Genomic DNA, 17,039 nt, shown 5'->3' with positions numbered 1-17,039 from the left:
GATAATAGGCCGGGGGACCAAGCCGGTGGTCGGTGCTTTGCCGACGAATGTCAGAAACGGAGATGACCAGCCTGAAGCGGACGTGGAGACGCACCTGCTGTCCATCCATCTGCGCAGGAGGGCAGGGAACTGACGCGGTAATCAGACAAATGTCTGGGTTTTAGCAGAACGGTCCCGCGAGGGAGGACGCGGGTGCTGGACCGGTTTAAGCCGAGGTAATTTCAGACTTTCTTGCGACGCTTCGCGGCAGGCTTGGCCGATAGTTTCGTGACGGTGGACGCCAGCAATTCAATCTGGGCCGTCGCCATCTCTATCAGGGTGGGATCCTCGTGCGCGGCCAGGGTTCGGGCCGCCGCCAATATTCTGTTTTCCGGCGTAGCGGCTTCGGACGCGGACCCGTAACGGGCCTCTGCACGTGCGATAAAGTCCAGCGCAACCTCTGTTGCCTGCTTGACCGCGAGATCGGTGATCTTGCCATGCCGCTGAGTGCTGGCTTCAAAAATGGCGGACTGGATGATGACCAGGGTTCGAAAAGGATCTTCTTCGGACAGCGGTTCGACCGCCCAGCCTGTATGCCACAAGGTGTGATAGGGAAGCGCCGCGACCTTGTCGAAGTCCTTCACCAGATGATGAGATTCGAAAGGAATGTGCCTGGCGAGCGCGCCCGGCTTAGCCGGGTTGGGCTGGTTGAAATAGTTCTGGATGCCCTTGATCATCAACGTGACCAACTGTTCCAGGCTGGCGGGCTTGCGCCGCCGCACATAGCTTTCCACTTCAACGCCAGTTTGCTGGACGAACCGGATCGCGATCTGTCCCAATATTTCGTCGACACTGGCAAAGTGAGAATAGATTGATGTTCGCGTGATGCTGCCATGGTCGGCGATCATCGCGATGGAGATGTCAGCGGGCTTATGTTCCTTGAGCAACTCTATGGTCGCCTCGATAATCCGATCGACGCGGGCGCGGCCTGGCGCGCGCTGGCCGAGCTTTTCCCTTTCGGAAAGCAGCTCGTTCTGAAGGACCTGAAGAGTGTTGGGCTGGAAATCTGTTCTCATGCTATGAGGTTTGATAGTCGTCGGTTTCTTTTCTGATTTCCCAGTTTGCCGCGTCAATCCCTGTTTCATGGTCGTGTCATATCACACCGAGGACATGTTTCAAGTGGCGAGAGTTATACGACCGCTGTCATAAAATAGTATCCTAGCGGACGATATGTCTTTACAGTTTCGCGCGGGCGTTATAACCCACACTAAATGACATTTGTCCGATGCGTGAGGTTGTCGTGGCGACGGTAACGGGACCGCAGGTCGGGGCGAGAAGGAGAGAGCGGTTGGGCAGTGGATTGGCCGACGGAATGGCGATCATCAGGGGCGCTGAGATGGCTCGCCGGTTAGCGCGTGAGAGCGCGGTTCGGGTGCTGGGCAAGAGCGTGACGCCGGGCGAAGGATCTAATATGACCGGCGCGGAATTTTTCGTTGCCGGGGGCTTGGACATCGCATGATCGCTGACTTCTTTCCTGTCGCGACGATCGCGGACCTGCCAAACAACAGCAGTAAAGCGATCATGGTGAATGGGCTGAAACTTTTATTATGTCATGCGGACGGAGAATTTTTCTGCGTCCAGAACGAATGCACGCACCGGGCCTTTTCGCTGGAGGGTGGCCGGATCAGAAGATGCATGGTGTTATGCCCCGAACATGGCATGCCGTTCGATTTGCGGACCGGCAATCCCAAAGGACAGCTGACTGACAAGCCGCTTCGTACGTTTGAAACGCGGGTTGTGGACGGTCAGGTTGAGGTTGCGGTGCCGGTGGAGGCAAGTTGAGTGAAGGACGCGCCATACGGGTGGACGCCATTGCCTAATATGACAATGGTTGCTTAAAAAGCAATGCGGGGCGCTGATGTGCGCCGATGAGTATAATAGAAGGCCGGGATACGGCCTTGAAGGAGCAGGATCGTTGGAGGATCATTCTCATTTCCGCAGCTGCGCGCTGGCCCGGCACGGCGGGACGACCCCGATTTTGACCAAGTCCGGCCTGTCGCCGGAATCAGCGCTATGAACGCCGACTTTATTATTGTCGGCGCGGGTGCGGCTGGCTGCGCGCTCGCCAACCGAATGTCAGAGGACCCGCGCAACAAGGTTATTCTGCTGGAAGCGGGGGGCCGCGACCGGGATCCGTTTATTCACGCGCCCGGCGGGCTGATGCCGCTGCTCATGTCGGGCAAACATAGCTGGAACTATACGAGCGCGCCGCAGGAAGAGTTGAACGACCGCGTCCTTTTCCTGCCCCGCGGCAAGGTTCTGGGTGGTGGCAGTTCCATCAACGGCATGATCTATGATCGGGGCACCCCCAGCGACTATGACCGGTGGGCGGCACTGGGCAATGCGGGCTGGTCCTATGCTGACCTGCTCCCCTATTTCAAGCGGGCCGAAAGCTATGAGCCCGGCGGCGATGAGCAGTGGCATGGCCATTCGGGACCGGTCAGGATCAGCCGCCCCGGCGTCCATAATCCGCTCGCGAAGGCGTTTCTGAAGGCCTGCGAACAGGCTGGCTACCCCTATAATGACGACACCAACGGCGCCACCCGTGAGGGTGCCGGGCCTGTCGATATGTTCGTCAGCGGGGGGCGACGGTGGAGCGCGGCAACGGCCTATATCAAGCCGGTCCGGTCCCGCCCCAATCTGGACGTGCGCCTGGGCGCGCAGGTGCTCAAAATTCTGGTTGAAAATGGCCGCGCGACCGGCGTGCGCATACGGGAGAAGGGGCAGGACGTGGATCTTCGCGTGCAAGGCGAAGTGATCCTGTGCGGGGGCGGCATCAATTCGCCCCAACTTCTGATGCTGTCAGGCATTGGCGGCGCTTCGGCGCTATCGCAGATCGGCATAGATCCCGTGCTGGACCTGCCCGGAGTCGGCAGAAACCTTCAGGACCATCTTTCTGTCTATGTGAAACAGGCGGTAACGCAGCCGGTGTCGCATTATCAATATGTCAGCCCGCTAAAAGGGGCGACGGCCCTGGCGCAATATCTGGCGTTCCGTAAGGGGCCTTTGGCCAGCACGGGCATGGAGGCGGTCGCCTATGTACGATCACGGCCCGACGTACCGGAAGCGGACGTGAAGCTGTCGCTTGTGCTGGCGCTCATGAACGATCAGATGACGGGCCTGATGCCGCGCCACGGCTTCATGGCGCATGTCTGCGTCGTCCGGCCGCACAGCCGTGGTCAGATAACGCTCGCGTCTCCCGACCCGCTGGCCGCTCCAGTCGTGGATCATCGCTATTTGAGCGATCCGCGCGACATGGTTGATTTCCGCAACGGCATTCGCGTGTGCCGGGATATTTTCGGCCAGGCGGCGTTTGATCCCTATCGTGGCGACGAACTGATGCCGGGTTCTTCCTGCCAGTCCGATGGCCAGATCGACGCCTTCATCCGCGCTAATGCGAATGCAGACTATCACACCGCCGGCACCTGCGCGATGGGATCGGACGACGACAGCGTCGTTGACACCCGGCTGCGCGTGCGGGGCATTGCAGGGCTGCGTGTCGCCGATACGTCGGTGATGCCGACCCTGGTCGGCGGCAACACGAACATGCCCGCGATCATGATCGGCGAAAAGGCGGCGGACCTGATCAGGGGGCGCAGTCATACGTGACGGGCGCATGGGCAACCAGGAATAGATGCGGCGCGGAACCGCGAATGATTGGAGAGACGTGATGTCGGTTTGGGACGAGGTTTTCGACGTAGTTGTCATGGGGTCGGGCGCGGCGGGCGTGTCGGCGGCCATTGCGGCGCAGCATCGTGGCGTAAAGACGCTGGTGCTGGAGCGCAGCGACAAGCTGGGCGGCACCAGCGCCGTTTCGGGCGGCGTGCCGTGGATACCGAACAATCACCACATGCATGAGGTGGGAACGACCGACTCGCGCGAACAGGCGCTCACCTATCTGCGCAGCCTGTCGCTGGGGAAAATGGACATCGAACTGGCGGAAACCTATGTCGATGAAAGCCCCCAGGTGCTCCGCTTCATCGAGGATGAGACACAGCTGAAGTTCCGCGCGCTCAAGACGCCAGACTATCATCCCGAACATCCCGGTGGCACCTTTGGCCGCTCGGTCAGCCCCGGCCTGTTCCCCGGCGGGGAGTTGGGCGAATTGCGCCCCTATCTGCGGTCCGCTCCCTGCTTCCCGCTGCCCGTGGCGATGACCGACATCGACGACGGCACTAATATGCTGGACCCGGTGGTCATCGGCGACCGGCTGGCCAAGGGCATGGTCGGCACCGGCATGGCGCTGATGGCGGGCCTGATCAAGGGCGCGGTCGACAAGGGCGTGGAGTTCCGCCGCAACGCGCGGGGCCGCCGCCTGGTGATCGAGGACGGGGCGATCGTCGGCATCGAGGTGGAACAGGACGGTCGCATGGTCAGGATCGGCGCGCGGCGCGCTGTCATCCTGGCGAGCGGCGGCTTTGAATGGAACAAGGACATGGCGACCGACCTGATGGGCGGCCCCATCGAAGGCCCGCTCAGCCCGCCCTATAATGAGGGCGATGGCCTCATCATGGCGGCCGAGGCGCAAGCCAGCATGGCCAATGCCCACGAAGCCTGGTGGATGCCGATGATCCGCATCCCTGGCGACGAATATGAAGGGCAGCAGCTCAACCGCATGGTCGTGGGCGAGAGGGCGGCTCCCGGTTCGATCATGGTCAACCGCGCCGGAAAGCGTTTCGTCAACGAAGCGCACAATTATAATGACGTTGGCCGCTCCTTCCGTAACTTCGATCCTGTCGCTTTCGACTATCCGAACCTGCCGGCATGGATCATCATCGACGCGTCGTTCCTGGAGAAATATCCGTTCGGAACCCGATATCCGGGTGATCCGGTCCCGGCCTGGCTTGAATCCGCGCCGACGATTCGTGAACTGGCGCAAAAGATCGGGGTCGATCCCGACGGGCTGGAAACCACGATCGCGCGCTTCAATGACAATGTGGCACGGGGCGAGGATCCTGACTTCCATCGTGGCAGGAGCGTCTATGACCGTCATTATGGCGATCCGTCGCGCGATGGCGCGCTCCGGTCGTTGGGGCCGATCGGTCAAGCGCCCTATTATGCCTGCCGCGTTTATTCGGGCGTTCTGGGCACGAAAGGTGGGCCGAAGATTAACGCCAAGGCCGAAGTGGTGAATGTGCGGGGCGGCCGCATTCCTGGCCTCTATGCCGCGGGCAACGTGTCTGGCGGCTTCACCGGCATGGCCTATCCGGGCGCTGGGGCGACGATAGGACCCGGCCTCGTCTTTGGCCATATCGCCGGACGCGAGGCGGCATCGAGCGTCAACAGGTTCTGAAAAGGAGGCGATATTGCCCGAAGTCGAACATACTACCACGGTCGCCGCCTCGCTGCCGCAGGTCTGGAACTTTGTCGAGGACATGGACAATTGGGCGCCCTTCCTCACGGGTTACCAACGGCATGAGAAGATCAACCGTGACGAATCCATCTGGGTCGTGAAGGGCGAGCTGGGCGGCCTGACGCGAACGGCGGAGTTCAAGGTGCAGGTCACCGAATGGAAAGAACCAAGCCGTGTGACCTTCGTGATGCGGGGTATTCAGGAGCCGGTCACTGGATCGGGTGAGTTTCTGGCGACCGATCTGGGCGGCGGGGCGGCGGATGCGGTGTCGCCGGAACCCGCCCCGGCACCCAAACCGGCTGGAAGCTGGATGAGTAGATTGTGGGACCGGCTGTCCCGCTGGCTGTTGCGGCGTGTCACCAATAGCGTTGATGTGCAAACGGCGGCGAGACCTGTGGTCAGCGCGGAAAGTCGAAATACGCAGATCACCTTCCGCCTGAACGTCCAGGCGGGCGGAGCGACCGGTCCGGTGCTCAACTTGCTGCTTGGGCCGATGTTGAAGCCGGTGGCCGAAGATCTGGCGATGAAGATCGCCCAGTCGGTGGACGATCCGGGATCGAGATAAGGCTTATTCTGCCGTTTGCCCGTGTTGCGGAGCGGCAGGGCGTGACCAAATGACGAAGCTCTGCTATTGACGGACAATTGTCTGTTATGCATGATCGTTGAAAATATTGCCGCCCTTAGTGCGCCATCCTTGGCGCACACATTTCGGGGATTGGCGGGATGGTTTTTGGATAGACCGGCTGGGCGGTGCCGCAGGCCGGATTGAACCGACAGGAGACGGGACATGAAAGAGAATCTGGCCGAAAAGGCAGGTGCCGGACGTTCTTCGAAACTTCAGGGCTGGCGATATTTTGACCGTGATTTTGCCTCACGTGAGTGGGAATCGGTCTGGACGAAGAGTTGGCTGGTAATCTGCCGGGAAGATCAGATTCCCGAACCCGGTGATTTCCTGGTGGAGGAAGTCGGTGCGGAGTCGATCCTGGTGGTTCGCCAGGAGGATGGCGGGATCAAGGCATTTTACAATGTGTGCCAGCACCGCGGGAACAAACTGGTGTCAGTGGCGGAAGGTTCGATGCCGTCCTTCACCTGCGCTTATCACAGCTGGAAATGGTCGCTGGAAGGTGAGTGCATCAGCGCGCAGGATCCAGAGGATTTCGCGGCTGGCTCTCCTTGCGGACGCAAAAAGCTGGCGGAGATCAACAGCGAAATCTTCGCAAGCTTCGTCTGGGTGAACATGGACGCCAATCCCATGCCGCTCAACGAATATCTGGGCGAGCTTTATGAACCGCTCGCCCGCTATCCGTTCGAACTGATGCACAGCACTCAGGCTATTTCGGTGCGGATGCCCTGTAACTGGAAGATTATTCAGGACAATTTCCGGGAAACCTACCACATCCCGACGGCACACCCGGAGGGCCTGTATGTCAATGAGCCCTATTATGTGACTGCCATCATCGAAACGTTGAAAAACGGGCATGCGCGTCTTGTGACGCCGGGCAGCCAGCCGTCGCGCTACTTGCCCGACGGGAAGCTCGCGATTGACGATTACCTGATCCAGGATCTCAAGACCTGGGAACTGGATCCGGCAGCTTTCAGCGACAAGCCGCTGGCGATACGCGAGGCGATCATCACGCAGAAGCGTAAGCTGGGCGTGGATCGCGGCCATGGTCATTATGACCGGATGGAAGACGCGCAGCTGACCGACACCTTCCTCTATTCGATCTTCCCCAACCTGACGCTGACCTGTTTTTCAGACGGGATGCTGTTCCTGCGGGCACTTCCGCATCCGACCGATCCTGAAAAATGCACGTTCGACACCTGGTTCTATGCGACCGGATCGGAAGACTTCTTCACGAAGATGCTGACATCGGCTGGCGGGGTCAGCGACACGGTGCGCGCTCCGGTCGAGCGCGAATGGCGCAACTTTGGCGAAGGAAGCCTGGGCATTACGCTGGACGGCGACGCGGGCATCATGGAGGCGCAGCAGCGCGGCATGCATTCGCGCGGTTGGAACGGCGCGGAACTGGCCGGACAGGAAAAGCGGATCGCTCATTATCATGACCGCATCGACCAGCTGATCGCCGAGGACGAAATATCGATCGCCGCCGAATGATGAATGGCCAGCGGGCGTCCGCGCCCGCTGGCATCTAAGGACGTAAAAAATTTCGGTCGGCATCCGCTGAAACGCAGGACGCGCGCCCTTTCCATGGGCAACGGGCGGAAATGCTGATGGCCATTTGGCGACAAGGAGAGGCTCAATGTTCCTGGACCCAGTTTCGGGCCAACTCAAAAAGGTCCGGCAGATCGCCTTCGTCGTGCCGGATGCGATCGAATGGGCGCACCGGCACATGGCCCGTTTCGGGTCCGGCCCATTCTTCGTGCTGGCGCATCTTCCGCATGACCTGCAAACCTATCGTGGCAAGGAAATCGACCTGGATACGACAGGTGTCGTCGGCCAGTGGGGTGACGTGATGGTCGAATTGGTGGAGCAGCATTGCGACACGCCGTCGGCCTATACAGAACTCTACCCCACCGGCGGTCCGGGCCTGCATCATATGACGGTGTTCGTCGATGACATCCATGCGTCGATCAAGGATTATGAAAGCAAAGGTTTCGACAATATCCTGTATTCTGTCGTGTCACCTCTGGGCGATACCAAGCCAAGCCCTTATGCGATGATGGACACGCGCAAGGAATTTGGGATGCTCACCGAATTCTACGAAGAAGCTGTTGTCAGAGACTTCTACAAGATGGTGCGTGAAGCTTCGGAAGGTTGGGATAGGTCGGACCCCATCCGCTACATCTATGGACAGCCTGAGGGGTAATTTTCAGCATGCAAACGCGTAATTTGGGGAAATCGGACCTCAAGGTCTCCGTCGCAGGTCTGGGCTGCAACAATTTCGGCTGGTTCCTGGATAAGGAAAAGTCGCTGGAGGTGATTGGCGCTGCGCTCGACGCGGGTATCAACTTCTTCGACACGGCCAACAATTACGGCTTCCCGCCGGGGGAGTCGGAACGGATTCTTGGCGAAGGGGTGCGCGGGCGGCGCGACGGCGTCATTATCGCCACGAAGGTTGGCGACAAGGTGGGTGACAGCGACGAGAACCAGGGCGCTGCTCCGGCCTATGTGCGCCAGGCTTTGGAAGAGAGCCTCACCAACCTCGGCACGGATTATGTGGATCTCTATCAGCTCCACTATCCCGATCCGAAGGTGCCGATCGCGGAGACGCTGGGCGCTTTCGACGAACTGATCCAGGAGGGCAAGGTGCGCTATGTCGGCTGTGCCAACCATAGCGCCGCGCAATTGGCGGAAGCACTGGAAGGGGCTGGGACCCGGCATCGTGCGGCCTTTGTCTCCTGCCAGTCGGAATATAGCCTGCTCGCGCGTGAAGTCGAAAATGAGCTAGCGCCGTTGATGGTCAAGAATGACGTCGGATTCCTGCCCTATTTTCCGCTGGCGAATGGCCTGCTTACGGGCAAATATCTTGGTGGCGACGATAGCGCTGGGCGTCTGGAAACACTCAAGCAGATTCCATTTTTCGAAAAATTCCTGACGCCGGAACGGTTTGAAAAAGTGGGTCGGTTGGCGGATATCTCTGACAAATCGGGCATTCCGATGGTCAAGCTTGCGCTGGGATGGCTTGTCGCACAGCCGTTCGTGTCATCGGTGATCGCTGGTGCGACAAAGGCCGAACAGGTTCGCGCTAATGCCGAGGCGTGCATGACAATATTGCCGCGGAATCTGTTGTCGGAGCTAGACCAGCTGTAATAACGACCTTCAACTGAAGGCCCACCGCGTTCGCGCGGGCATGGGCTTTGAAAATCGGCGGGAAGAACCACGCTTCCCGCCGATTTTTGATTCATTTCAGTGAGCGCTTCTGTCCGGCTCTTACGTCAGGATAACGGGCTATAGGGAGCTGCATCAGCGAAAATCAGCGTTTCCTTCGCGCCGCTCTTGCAGAGTTCCTGATAGATTTTGCCGGCTTCGGGCGCAGCGCCCATCGCCTGGATGCCGATGTCAAAAGCATTCATGTCCGGCAATTTCCACAGATGGATAACAGTGTTGGCTCGTCCGATCTTTGTCACCAGCCCGGCGATCATTTCCCATCCGGCGCCTTCGGCTATCCGTTTCATATCAGGCACAATGTTCAGAAAGACAGGAAGGGTTTCATAGTCGAGTTCCAAGGTTGCCTGAAGATAAACGCTCATTTGATCCGCCCACATCTAAGATTATCGGAATATACCAACGATTCATCGCTGTCTGAGCGGGAAGATAAATGACTCACGTCTGTTATGCAAGCGTGTAGCTCCAGCGCGTGGAGCTTGCATGGAAGCGGATGGAGATTGCACCGGCGGCAGTCATGCTGAGTCGAAATTGCCGCTGTTACGCGGGATGCCGAGGAGTTCCGCACGCACAGTGTCGTTTTTCGTCCTCAAGATATCAGTCAAATGTCAGTTATATGTAAGTTTGAAGGCGCTCTCGCAGCGGATTGCTATTGACCGACGATGGCAATGAAGTTAGCTAGCACACTTGTATAGTGAGAAGTCGCGTTAAAAAGCGACAGTTGCCATTTTAAGGCCAATTCTGCGTTGGATGGGGAGGATATCATGAATAGGTTGGCATTTTCGTCTGCGATCGCGATCGCAACTGCATTGGTAGGCGCTCAGATGTCCTGGGCGCAGGAAGCGCAGCAGGCGGACGTCGACTCCGCGCCCAACCAGGCGCAGGCAGGGCAGGGCCTTGCAGAGATCATCGTGACCGCCCAGAAGCGTGCAGAGCCGCTGCAAAGCGTGCCGGTATCTGTTTCGGCATTCAGCAATGACACCCTGCAAAAGGCGCGTGTCGATGGACTTACCGGCCTGCGCGGCCTCGTCCCCGGCATGACCGTCACACGGTCTGGCGCGGCCGTCGATGTGCCACAGATCAGTCTTCGCGGCATCTCCATCCAGGACGTCCTGCCTAGCGTCGAACCCGGCATCGGCATCACGCTGGACGGGATTCCGATCGCGTTTCAGCGTGGTTCCTTGATCGACGCATTTGACGTCCAGCGGGTCGAAGTGCTGCGCGGCCCACAGGGTGTTCTCAACGGGAAGAACACCACCGGTGGCTCAATCAACGTTGTGCGCCAGCGCCCGGATCCATCCGCAGATACGACGGGCAAGGTCCGCTTCACGATCGGCAGTTTCGGCCAGAACGACTATGAAGGCTATATTATGGCCCCGGTCGTGAAGGATGTCCTGGCAGTCAAGGCAGCGGTTTCGGTTCGCAAGGATAATGGTCAGTTCCGCAACATCGTGACCGGCGGACGAGAAGGTGACCGTGATATCCGTCAATATACCCTAGCGGCAGTCGCGACGCCTACCGACAGGCTGAATATCTATGTATCTTTCGATCGGTTGGAAAATGACAGCGTCATCCCGCCTTATGTGCCGACGGCTGTCCCTGACTTTATCGCTTATCCGATACCGGGCTATCTGGGCGGATTCAATTCCACCTGCATTAATCCGGCGACCCAGAGCATCTGTCGTCCTCTGAGCGAGTTGGACAAGGGAAGAAATGAAGTTGAGACTACGCAGTTGCCCGCCTCTCTGCGTCTTACCGCTGGGACTGGCGAAATATCCTATGATCTGACCGATGAAGTACAATTCACGTCCCTGACCGGATATCGTGAATTCCATGAACGGCAGACCAGCGACTTTGACGCCACGCGTTTCGCCCTGTTCCGCGACAAGGCGTCCGTCGATGCCAAGCAATTTTCTCAGGAAGCGCGCTTTGCGACATCGTTCTCCGGCCCGTTCAATATTGTTGCCGGTGCGTTCTACATGAACTATTCCTATATCGAACGCCAAAATCCATCACTGGACATGGCAGTCCTGCCCGACACCGACGCAAACGGAAATGTCATCCTGACCAACGGTTTGCCGACATTTTCGACACCGCCGGGCGTGGCGTTTCTCAATTCGTTGAACCGCTACCGCACCCACCAGACGAACAAGACATTCGCTCTGTTTTTCCAAGCTGATTACGACATTACCGATCGGCTGCGGCTGACCGTTGGCGGGCGGCAGACATGGGACAAGAAGACCACCGATTACAGCCTGTGGGCACCAGTATTCTCAACGGTTCGTGACAATGACGTCGTGGGCCCGCTGGTTGGTCAGGTGACGGGACGGGCGAAGTTCAAGAAGTTTACCCCCAAGGTCAATCTGCAGTATAAGTTCACCCCGGACATCCTTGCCTATGCGCAGTATAGCAAGGGCTATAACACCGGCGGCTTTAATGGGCGTCCCGGCAATCTGGTCACCGCCGTTCAAGCCTATCAGCCGGAGACGATGGAGGCCTATGAAGTCGGTCTGAAGACCGAGTTCCTGAACAATCGCGTCCGTTTGAACCTGTCGGCTTTCCATAATACGCTGGATGACAAGCAGGAAAATGTGCTCCAGGTTGTGGGAACCACCAATGTGACTTCAACGCTGAACGTTGCCAAGGCCCAGTATAAGGGCTTTGAGGTGGAGTTGGCTGTCGCGCCCATGCGCGGATGGACGATCACAGGATCGGCGGGATATCTGGACGCCAAGTACAAGGACTTTGTCGGAAATCTGGGGCAGGGGATCGCTGACCTGAGCAGCCTGCGGTTGCGGCGCGTCCCGAAATGGACCGCGGGTGCGATCTCGGACTACAGCTTTGCTGCTGGTCCCGGCACCGCTGGGGTGAACGCGGCGATCTTTCATACCGGTCGATATGAAACGGATGTGCTCAACGATCCTCGCGGCGCCATCCCAGCGGTTACGAAGATCGATCTGGGCGCCCGATATGAACTGCCCGTTGCCGGTAACACCACTGTAGAACTGGCGGCATTTGTGAAGAATGTTACCAACAACACGACATATGACGGATATACATCCGGCGAGGCGGTTGGCACATTCATCGAATTCGCCAATCCATCGCCAGGCCGGCAGTGGGGGGCGTCGCTGACCGCGCGCTTCTGATCTGGGATCCAACAGTTTTCGGGTGGCGGGATTGGTCCCGTAAAATGGCCCAGCCACCCGAATCCAACATGGAATTTTGCCAAAAGTCGGCACCAAATTGAAATGCAGGAGATTTTCAGATGAGGCTCGAAGGAAAGGTTGCGCTGGTCGCCGGGGCGGCGGGAGCTGACAATATGGGCCAGAAGATTGCTGAGCGGCTGGCGAAGGAAGGGTGCAGGGTCGTCGTTACCGGCCGACATGAACAGCCACTGCGCGCCATCGCTGATCAGATCGGCGGCAGTTACATTCAGATGGACATCACGGACAAGGCGCAGGTCGACGCCGCCGTGGATTTTGCCGTCAAGACCTACGGCAAGCTGGACGTCGCGGTCAACGCCACTGGATGGGGCCTGATGAAGCCGACCCATGAAACCAGCGAGGCCGATCTCGACAAGATACTGGCGATCCAGTTCAAGGGGCCATTCTTTTTCATCCAGGCGATGCTGCGCGTGATGGGGCAGGGCGGGTCGATTATCCAGATATCCTCCGCCACGGCGACCATCATGCTGGAAAATCACGCGGCCTATATGGGCACCAAGGCGGGCATAGACCATGTGATCCGCACCGTAGCCAACGAATATGGATCGCGAGGCATCAGGGCGAATTCGATATCGCCAGGCCTGACAGAAACGCCTATGGCAGGAGATACTTTCAGTTTCAAGGAGTTGGTGGACGCCTTTGCCAAGGAATATCCACTTGGAAGACTTGGGACCCGGGAAGATATTGCGGCGGCCGTGGTGTGGCTGGCGTCAGACGAATGCTTCATGACCGGGCAGAACCTGCAGGTGAATGGCGGGCTGACTTTGCGCCGTAACCCGATTTTATCGGAACTGGGCGAAGTGGCTGCACGGGCCACGGCTCATCTGAGCAGCTGAGCTGGCGACATTGGGGATGGGGAGGCTGGCTTCGCCCGCCTCCCTTTTGCTGTTTAGCGGTACTTTGAAGCATCATGATAGGGCTGCGCGGGCAGGCCGATTTCCATGACATTTGTAGATGCGGTCCGAGATCCCCGATCAGTTTGTCCGTGACATATGAACGCCACCCCGGTGCATTGTGCACCAGGGTGGCGGGTTAGTCATGGCACAGACTGACTTTCTGCCTGCACCGCAACGCGCGTCAAATGTCTGTGAATTGCATCCGGCGGATCGGATCTGTTCCGTCAAAGCCTTCGGCCGACTGCTTTAGATGTGCGTAGAAGGGGCGCGTACCTTCTTCTTCATAAAGCTCCGTCATCACGCCAAGCTGCTTTGACGTGTCCATGATGGCGTAGCGGCCCAATCCGCTAGGGAAGGTTTCCCCGTAGAGAGCCGCCTCGCAACCTTCCGCTTCATATTGAGCGATGCGTTTGTCGAGGTCATCGACGAACATGGCGAAATGGTGGATGCGCGATTCTCCCTGCTTCACCAGATCGCGATAGGCCGACGGCTGGTCATCATGCTGTTGCACGAATTCCGCCGTGATATTGCCCCACTGTCCATAGACGGACGTGACGTCGATGACGCTATCTTTACCGCGGTAGCGATGGACGTGGAGCGGATAATGTTCAACCGCCCAGAAGGGGCCGGAGCCATAGCGACGTGAGTGGGCGCGGGCTGCTTCAATGGCGTCAGGAACCACGAAGGCGATCTGCGTGATCGCAAGGGCAGGGGTGAAAATGAAATCGCTCATGTGACTACTTCCTCGATCGATATTTATCGGTTGGATGACGCGAACGTGAATGAATGCCTGCGCCGCTGGACGTGATGGCGCCGACCGAGAGGGTGAGGCGTGAATGTTTTGCGTATGCGCGCGAGCGTGGGGTGAAACCACGCGTTGCCATCGTCACGGCCTTTGCCACGCGGGGCTTCCTGCGCCTGTCTAACGGTCATTCATCCTCGGTCCTCGGTGGGCATTTCGCCACTACCCCGTCGCCGCTTGTTCATTAAACGACATTAGTCTGTTATATAAAGTGACGTTCGTCGTCAAACCGATAATGGTCCGCGTCCTCTGTCTGACTCCAGGTTAGAAAGAGGGCGCTGGCCATGCCTATTGTACATTGACTTACTAAGCGACAAATGTCAGTGATATGGGTGATTGACGAGGCTGCCGCCGTCTCAGGTGTCACTGCCCTGCCCGGTGGCGAGGGACGATGGTTCGTCACAGAGCATAAAACAGAGCGATTCCGGCTCGCGCTTATGGAGAGAAGTTGGAAATGACCTATAATCTGACAGTACGGCCCGAAGGCGCCGTGTTCGTTATCGGCGGTACGGGCGGTGCGGGATCAGCCATCGTCCGCGCCTTTGCGAAGACCGGAGCCAATATTGCGTTCACCTATAACAGCAACGAACGTAAGGCCAACGCCCTGGTGGAAGAACTGGCGTCCGACGGGGTGAGGGCATCAGCAAACAAACTGGATATTACGGACCTGAAAGCCGTTGAAGGATGCATAGCCGAGGTCGTGGAGCGTTACGGCCATATCCACACCGTGATCTACGCATCGGGCCCGATGTGGGACAATACGCTCCAGTTGGCCGACGTAAAGCCCAGCTTCATGGAGTTCCTGGTCAAGACCGAGTTGTTCGGATTCTTCAATGTGATCAGCGCGACGAAGGAACAGATGCGCGCTAATAAGGGCGTCATCACTGTCTGCACCAGTTTCGGCAACGCGCGTCGTTTCGATCGCGATGGCCAGTCCGCAGTACCGAAGGCGGGCCTTGAAAGCATGGCGCTCTATCTTGCTGCGGAAGAGGCGGTCTATGGCGTGCGTGCCAATGTCGTCCGTCTGGGCTGGTTTAATTTCGGCATGGGTGCGATCGACAAGGCCGAAGCTGAACTGGATGATCCGGGCCGCGCGATGACCGGCGGCGACGCTGGTGCGGAGGCGCTTGAGTGGATGACCAGTCGCATCCGCCTGGGCAATCGGCCAGGCCGGGGAGAGGAATTGGCCAGCATGGTACTCTATCTTTCATCGGAACAGGCGTCCTATGTCACCGGCCAGATCACCTGCGTCGATGGTGGTATTTCACTTTGAAAGTTTCCAGCGGGCGCAGCTGTTCAGGTTGCGCCCACCTATCCTTTGCGCATTGGGTTCTACAAGTCGCGACTGTTGACGTGAGGCCATAAGCACCGGGCAGCGAGAATGACATTCTCAATCGCATAATTGACATATGTCACATAGTATGCAGGTATACGACATCGCCATGCCCGCCTGAAATGCGGGATGGTCATGCCGGGAGGTTTCTTCCGACATTAGCCGGCAACATGGAATCCGGCGGACACGGAGAGGATCAATGGTGCAGATTTCCGTCCTGGTTAACCTGGAAGCAGGTGATCATCGCGTTGCGTTGACGCCGTCGGCCGTCGCCCGTTACGCGAAGCTGGGATTGTCCACACTGGTCGAAAGCGGCGCTGGGATTGCCGCGGGGTTTTCGGACGAAGCCTATGCGGCACAAGGGGCGGCCATTGTCTCCCGCCAGGAAGCACTGAGACGGGCTGATGCGATCGTCACGATCCGCCCCCCGGCTGCCGCCGACCTTGCGGGCGTGCGGCCCGGAACCAAGCTGATCGGGGGACTTGCGCCCTATGCAGACCCTGCGCGGATGGCTGCCTATGCCAGCCTGGGGGTGGAAGCGATGGCGCTTGAACTGCTGCCTCGCACGACGCGGGCGCAGGCGATGGATATATTGTCCAGCCAGGCCAATCTGGCCGGTTATCACGCAGTCGCGCGCGCCACGACCGAACTTAATCGCTGCCTCCCCATGATGACCACCGCCGCCGGGTCGATCGTCGCGGCCAAGGCTTTCGTCATGGGCGTGGGCGTCGCTGGGCTGCAGGCTATCGCGACCGCCCGGAGGTTGGGCGCGGTGGTGTCTGCGACGGATGTCAGGCCCGAAACGCGAGAACAGATCATGTCGCTGGGCGCAAAGCCTGTGTTCGAGGATATCCGCGAAGGGGACCAGTTGACGGCAGCCGCCGGCGGCTATGCGGGAGAAATGACTGAAGCCTATCGCCAGCGCCAGGCAGCCTTGGTCAGTAGCCACATCGCGGTGCAGGATATTGTCGTCACCACGGCGCTGATCCCCGGCCGACCTGCGCCACGCCTGATCAGTGACGCGCAGATAGCGAGCATGAAGCCTGGCAGCGTGATTGTCGACCTGGCGGCGGAATCGGGCGGTAATGTCGAAGGGACAATGGCGGGGAAGATGGTAGAACGCCATGGGGTGAAGATCATCGGGCTGGTCGATGGCGCATCCCGGCTGGCGGTTGACGCGTCAAACCTGTTCGCGCGCAACTGCTATAATTTCATCGAAGCTTATTGGGACAAAGCAGGAAAGACGTTGGCGATGGTCGCCGACGATGTGCTGATCGAGGCGGTGACGTTAACGCGGGGCGGCGCGATCGTGCATCCCCGGTTTGTTCAGGCGGCAGCGGCCTGAAGCAGGGGATGAGACAGTGAACGCATTTAACGCAGACTATCTGTTTGTTTTCATACTGGCGGCCTTTTTGGGTTTTCAGTTGATCAAGAAGGTATCGCCGCTGCTTCATTCGCCGTTGATGTCGCTGACCAATGCGATTGCGGCGGTGGTGATTGTGGGGGCGATCACGATCACGGGTGAGGAAGGGGCGACGCCGCTTG

General features: G+C 58.7%; 16 protein-coding genes. 13 read left to right on the top strand and 3 right to left on the bottom strand.

The features are described from left to right. Positions 1-221: 221 nt before the first annotated feature. Entirely contained in the window at positions 222-1,055 is an 834-nt protein-coding gene (locus ACI3KQ_RS10785; protein ID WP_404957453.1) for a TetR/AcrR family transcriptional regulator, read from the bottom strand. Between the two features lie 209 nt (positions 1,056-1,264). Between ACI3KQ_RS10785 and ACI3KQ_RS10780 the strand changes: the two genes are divergently transcribed. From ACI3KQ_RS10780 to ACI3KQ_RS10745, 8 genes are all read left to right on the top strand, one after another. Then, on the top strand, positions 1,265-1,498 hold the full coding sequence (locus ACI3KQ_RS10780; RefSeq protein ID WP_404957452.1) for a hypothetical protein: 234 nt from the start codon (positions 1,265-1,267) through the stop codon (positions 1,496-1,498). Then, entirely contained in the window at positions 1,495-1,821 is a 327-nt protein-coding gene (locus ACI3KQ_RS10775) for a Rieske (2Fe-2S) protein (protein ID WP_404957451.1), read from the top strand. Before ACI3KQ_RS10780 ends, ACI3KQ_RS10775 begins: the two co-directional genes overlap by 4 nt. A 231-nt stretch (positions 1,822-2,052) precedes the next feature. Further along, positions 2,053-3,648 (top strand): GMC family oxidoreductase, encoded by a 1,596-nt coding sequence (locus tag ACI3KQ_RS10770; RefSeq protein WP_404957450.1) that lies wholly within the window; start codon positions 2,053-2,055, stop codon positions 3,646-3,648. A 61-nt stretch (positions 3,649-3,709) separates the two neighbouring features. Then, positions 3,710-5,332 carry an FAD-dependent oxidoreductase gene (locus ACI3KQ_RS10765; RefSeq protein ID WP_404957449.1) on the top strand — a complete coding sequence of 541 codons (1,623 nt, stop codon included), beginning with the start codon at positions 3,710-3,712 and terminating at the stop codon, positions 5,330-5,332. Positions 5,333-5,345: 13 nt separating this feature from the next. Then, positions 5,346-5,957: a CoxG family protein gene (locus ACI3KQ_RS10760; RefSeq protein ID WP_404957448.1), complete on the top strand. Its 612-nt coding sequence runs from the start codon at positions 5,346-5,348 to the stop codon at positions 5,955-5,957. A gap of 222 nt (positions 5,958-6,179) precedes the next feature. Then, entirely contained in the window at positions 6,180-7,508 is a 1,329-nt protein-coding gene (locus tag ACI3KQ_RS10755) for an aromatic ring-hydroxylating dioxygenase subunit alpha (RefSeq protein WP_404957447.1), read from the top strand. 145 nt (positions 7,509-7,653) lie between these two features. Further along, positions 7,654-8,220 carry a VOC family protein gene (locus ACI3KQ_RS10750; protein WP_404957445.1) on the top strand — a complete coding sequence of 189 codons (567 nt, stop codon included), beginning with the start codon at positions 7,654-7,656 and terminating at the stop codon, positions 8,218-8,220. An 8-nt stretch (positions 8,221-8,228) separates the two neighbouring features. Beyond that, positions 8,229-9,164 (top strand): aldo/keto reductase, encoded by a 936-nt coding sequence (locus ACI3KQ_RS10745; protein WP_404957444.1) that lies wholly within the window; start codon positions 8,229-8,231, stop codon positions 9,162-9,164. Between the two features lie 125 nt (positions 9,165-9,289). On the opposite strand, the gene ACI3KQ_RS10740 is transcribed toward ACI3KQ_RS10745, so the two are convergent. After that, positions 9,290-9,604 (bottom strand): NIPSNAP family protein, encoded by a 315-nt coding sequence (locus ACI3KQ_RS10740; RefSeq protein WP_404957443.1) that lies wholly within the window; start codon positions 9,602-9,604, stop codon positions 9,290-9,292. 399 nt (positions 9,605-10,003) lie between these two features. On the opposite strand from ACI3KQ_RS10740, the gene ACI3KQ_RS10735 reads away from it, so the two are divergent. Together ACI3KQ_RS10735 and ACI3KQ_RS10730 are read left to right on the top strand one after the other, a co-directional pair. Then, positions 10,004-12,385 carry a TonB-dependent receptor gene (locus ACI3KQ_RS10735; RefSeq protein ID WP_404957441.1) on the top strand — a complete coding sequence of 794 codons (2,382 nt, stop codon included), beginning with the start codon at positions 10,004-10,006 and terminating at the stop codon, positions 12,383-12,385. A gap of 119 nt (positions 12,386-12,504) precedes the next feature. Continuing rightward, a complete protein-coding gene (locus tag ACI3KQ_RS10730) occupies positions 12,505-13,299 on the top strand; it encodes an SDR family oxidoreductase (protein ID WP_404957439.1) in 795 nt (264 codons plus the stop codon). A gap of 241 nt (positions 13,300-13,540) precedes the next feature. Here the strand turns inward: ACI3KQ_RS10730 and ACI3KQ_RS10725 are convergent, their stop codons facing one another. After that, a complete protein-coding gene (locus ACI3KQ_RS10725) occupies positions 13,541-14,092 on the bottom strand; it encodes a VOC family protein (RefSeq protein ID WP_404957438.1) in 552 nt (183 codons plus the stop codon). A gap of 523 nt (positions 14,093-14,615) precedes the next feature. Between ACI3KQ_RS10725 and ACI3KQ_RS10720 the strand changes: the two genes are divergently transcribed. The 3 genes from ACI3KQ_RS10720 to ACI3KQ_RS10710 all read left to right on the top strand — a co-directional run. Beyond that, entirely contained in the window at positions 14,616-15,434 is an 819-nt protein-coding gene (locus ACI3KQ_RS10720; RefSeq protein ID WP_404957437.1) for an SDR family NAD(P)-dependent oxidoreductase, read from the top strand. A gap of 262 nt (positions 15,435-15,696) precedes the next feature. Further along, positions 15,697-16,839 carry an NAD(P) transhydrogenase subunit alpha gene (locus tag ACI3KQ_RS10715; RefSeq protein ID WP_404957680.1) on the top strand — a complete coding sequence of 381 codons (1,143 nt, stop codon included), beginning with the start codon at positions 15,697-15,699 and terminating at the stop codon, positions 16,837-16,839. Positions 16,840-16,855: 16 nt separating this feature from the next. After that, positions 16,856-17,039, top strand: a 184-nt coding sequence (locus ACI3KQ_RS10710; RefSeq protein ID WP_404957435.1) for a proton-translocating transhydrogenase family protein, incomplete at its 3' end; no start/stop codon positions are given.

The sequence above is a fragment of the Sphingobium sp. ZW T5_29 genome (assembly GCF_044987515.1).
Lineage (GTDB): Bacteria > Pseudomonadota > Alphaproteobacteria > Sphingomonadales > Sphingomonadaceae > Sphingobium.
Note: the sequence above shows the minus strand (reverse complement) of the source record. Positions and strands in the feature narration are given on the sequence as shown.

Excerpts from the sequence above, each read along its gene's own strand:
- ACI3KQ_RS10785 (WP_404957453.1), bottom strand. The coding sequence starts at position 1,055 with ATGAGAACAGATTTCCAGCCCAACACTCTTCAGGTCCTTCAGAACGAG.
- ACI3KQ_RS10780 (WP_404957452.1), top strand. The coding sequence starts at position 1,265 with ATGCGTGAGGTTGTCGTGGCGACGGTAACGGGACCGCAGGTCGGGGCG.
- ACI3KQ_RS10775 (WP_404957451.1), top strand. The coding sequence starts at position 1,495 with ATGATCGCTGACTTCTTTCCTGTCGCGACGATCGCGGACCTGCCAAAC.
- ACI3KQ_RS10770 (WP_404957450.1), top strand. The coding sequence starts at position 2,053 with ATGAACGCCGACTTTATTATTGTCGGCGCGGGTGCGGCTGGCTGCGCG.
- ACI3KQ_RS10765 (WP_404957449.1), top strand. The coding sequence starts at position 3,710 with ATGTCGGTTTGGGACGAGGTTTTCGACGTAGTTGTCATGGGGTCGGGC.
- ACI3KQ_RS10755 (WP_404957447.1), top strand. The coding sequence starts at position 6,180 with ATGAAAGAGAATCTGGCCGAAAAGGCAGGTGCCGGACGTTCTTCGAAA.
- ACI3KQ_RS10750 (WP_404957445.1), top strand. The coding sequence starts at position 7,654 with ATGTTCCTGGACCCAGTTTCGGGCCAACTCAAAAAGGTCCGGCAGATC.
- ACI3KQ_RS10745 (WP_404957444.1), top strand. The coding sequence starts at position 8,229 with ATGCAAACGCGTAATTTGGGGAAATCGGACCTCAAGGTCTCCGTCGCA.
- ACI3KQ_RS10740 (WP_404957443.1), bottom strand. The coding sequence starts at position 9,604 with ATGAGCGTTTATCTTCAGGCAACCTTGGAACTCGACTATGAAACCCTT.
- ACI3KQ_RS10735 (WP_404957441.1), top strand. The coding sequence starts at position 10,004 with ATGAATAGGTTGGCATTTTCGTCTGCGATCGCGATCGCAACTGCATTG.
- ACI3KQ_RS10730 (WP_404957439.1), top strand. The coding sequence starts at position 12,505 with ATGAGGCTCGAAGGAAAGGTTGCGCTGGTCGCCGGGGCGGCGGGAGCT.
- ACI3KQ_RS10725 (WP_404957438.1), bottom strand. The coding sequence starts at position 14,092 with ATGAGCGATTTCATTTTCACCCCTGCCCTTGCGATCACGCAGATCGCC.
- ACI3KQ_RS10720 (WP_404957437.1), top strand. The coding sequence starts at position 14,616 with ATGACCTATAATCTGACAGTACGGCCCGAAGGCGCCGTGTTCGTTATC.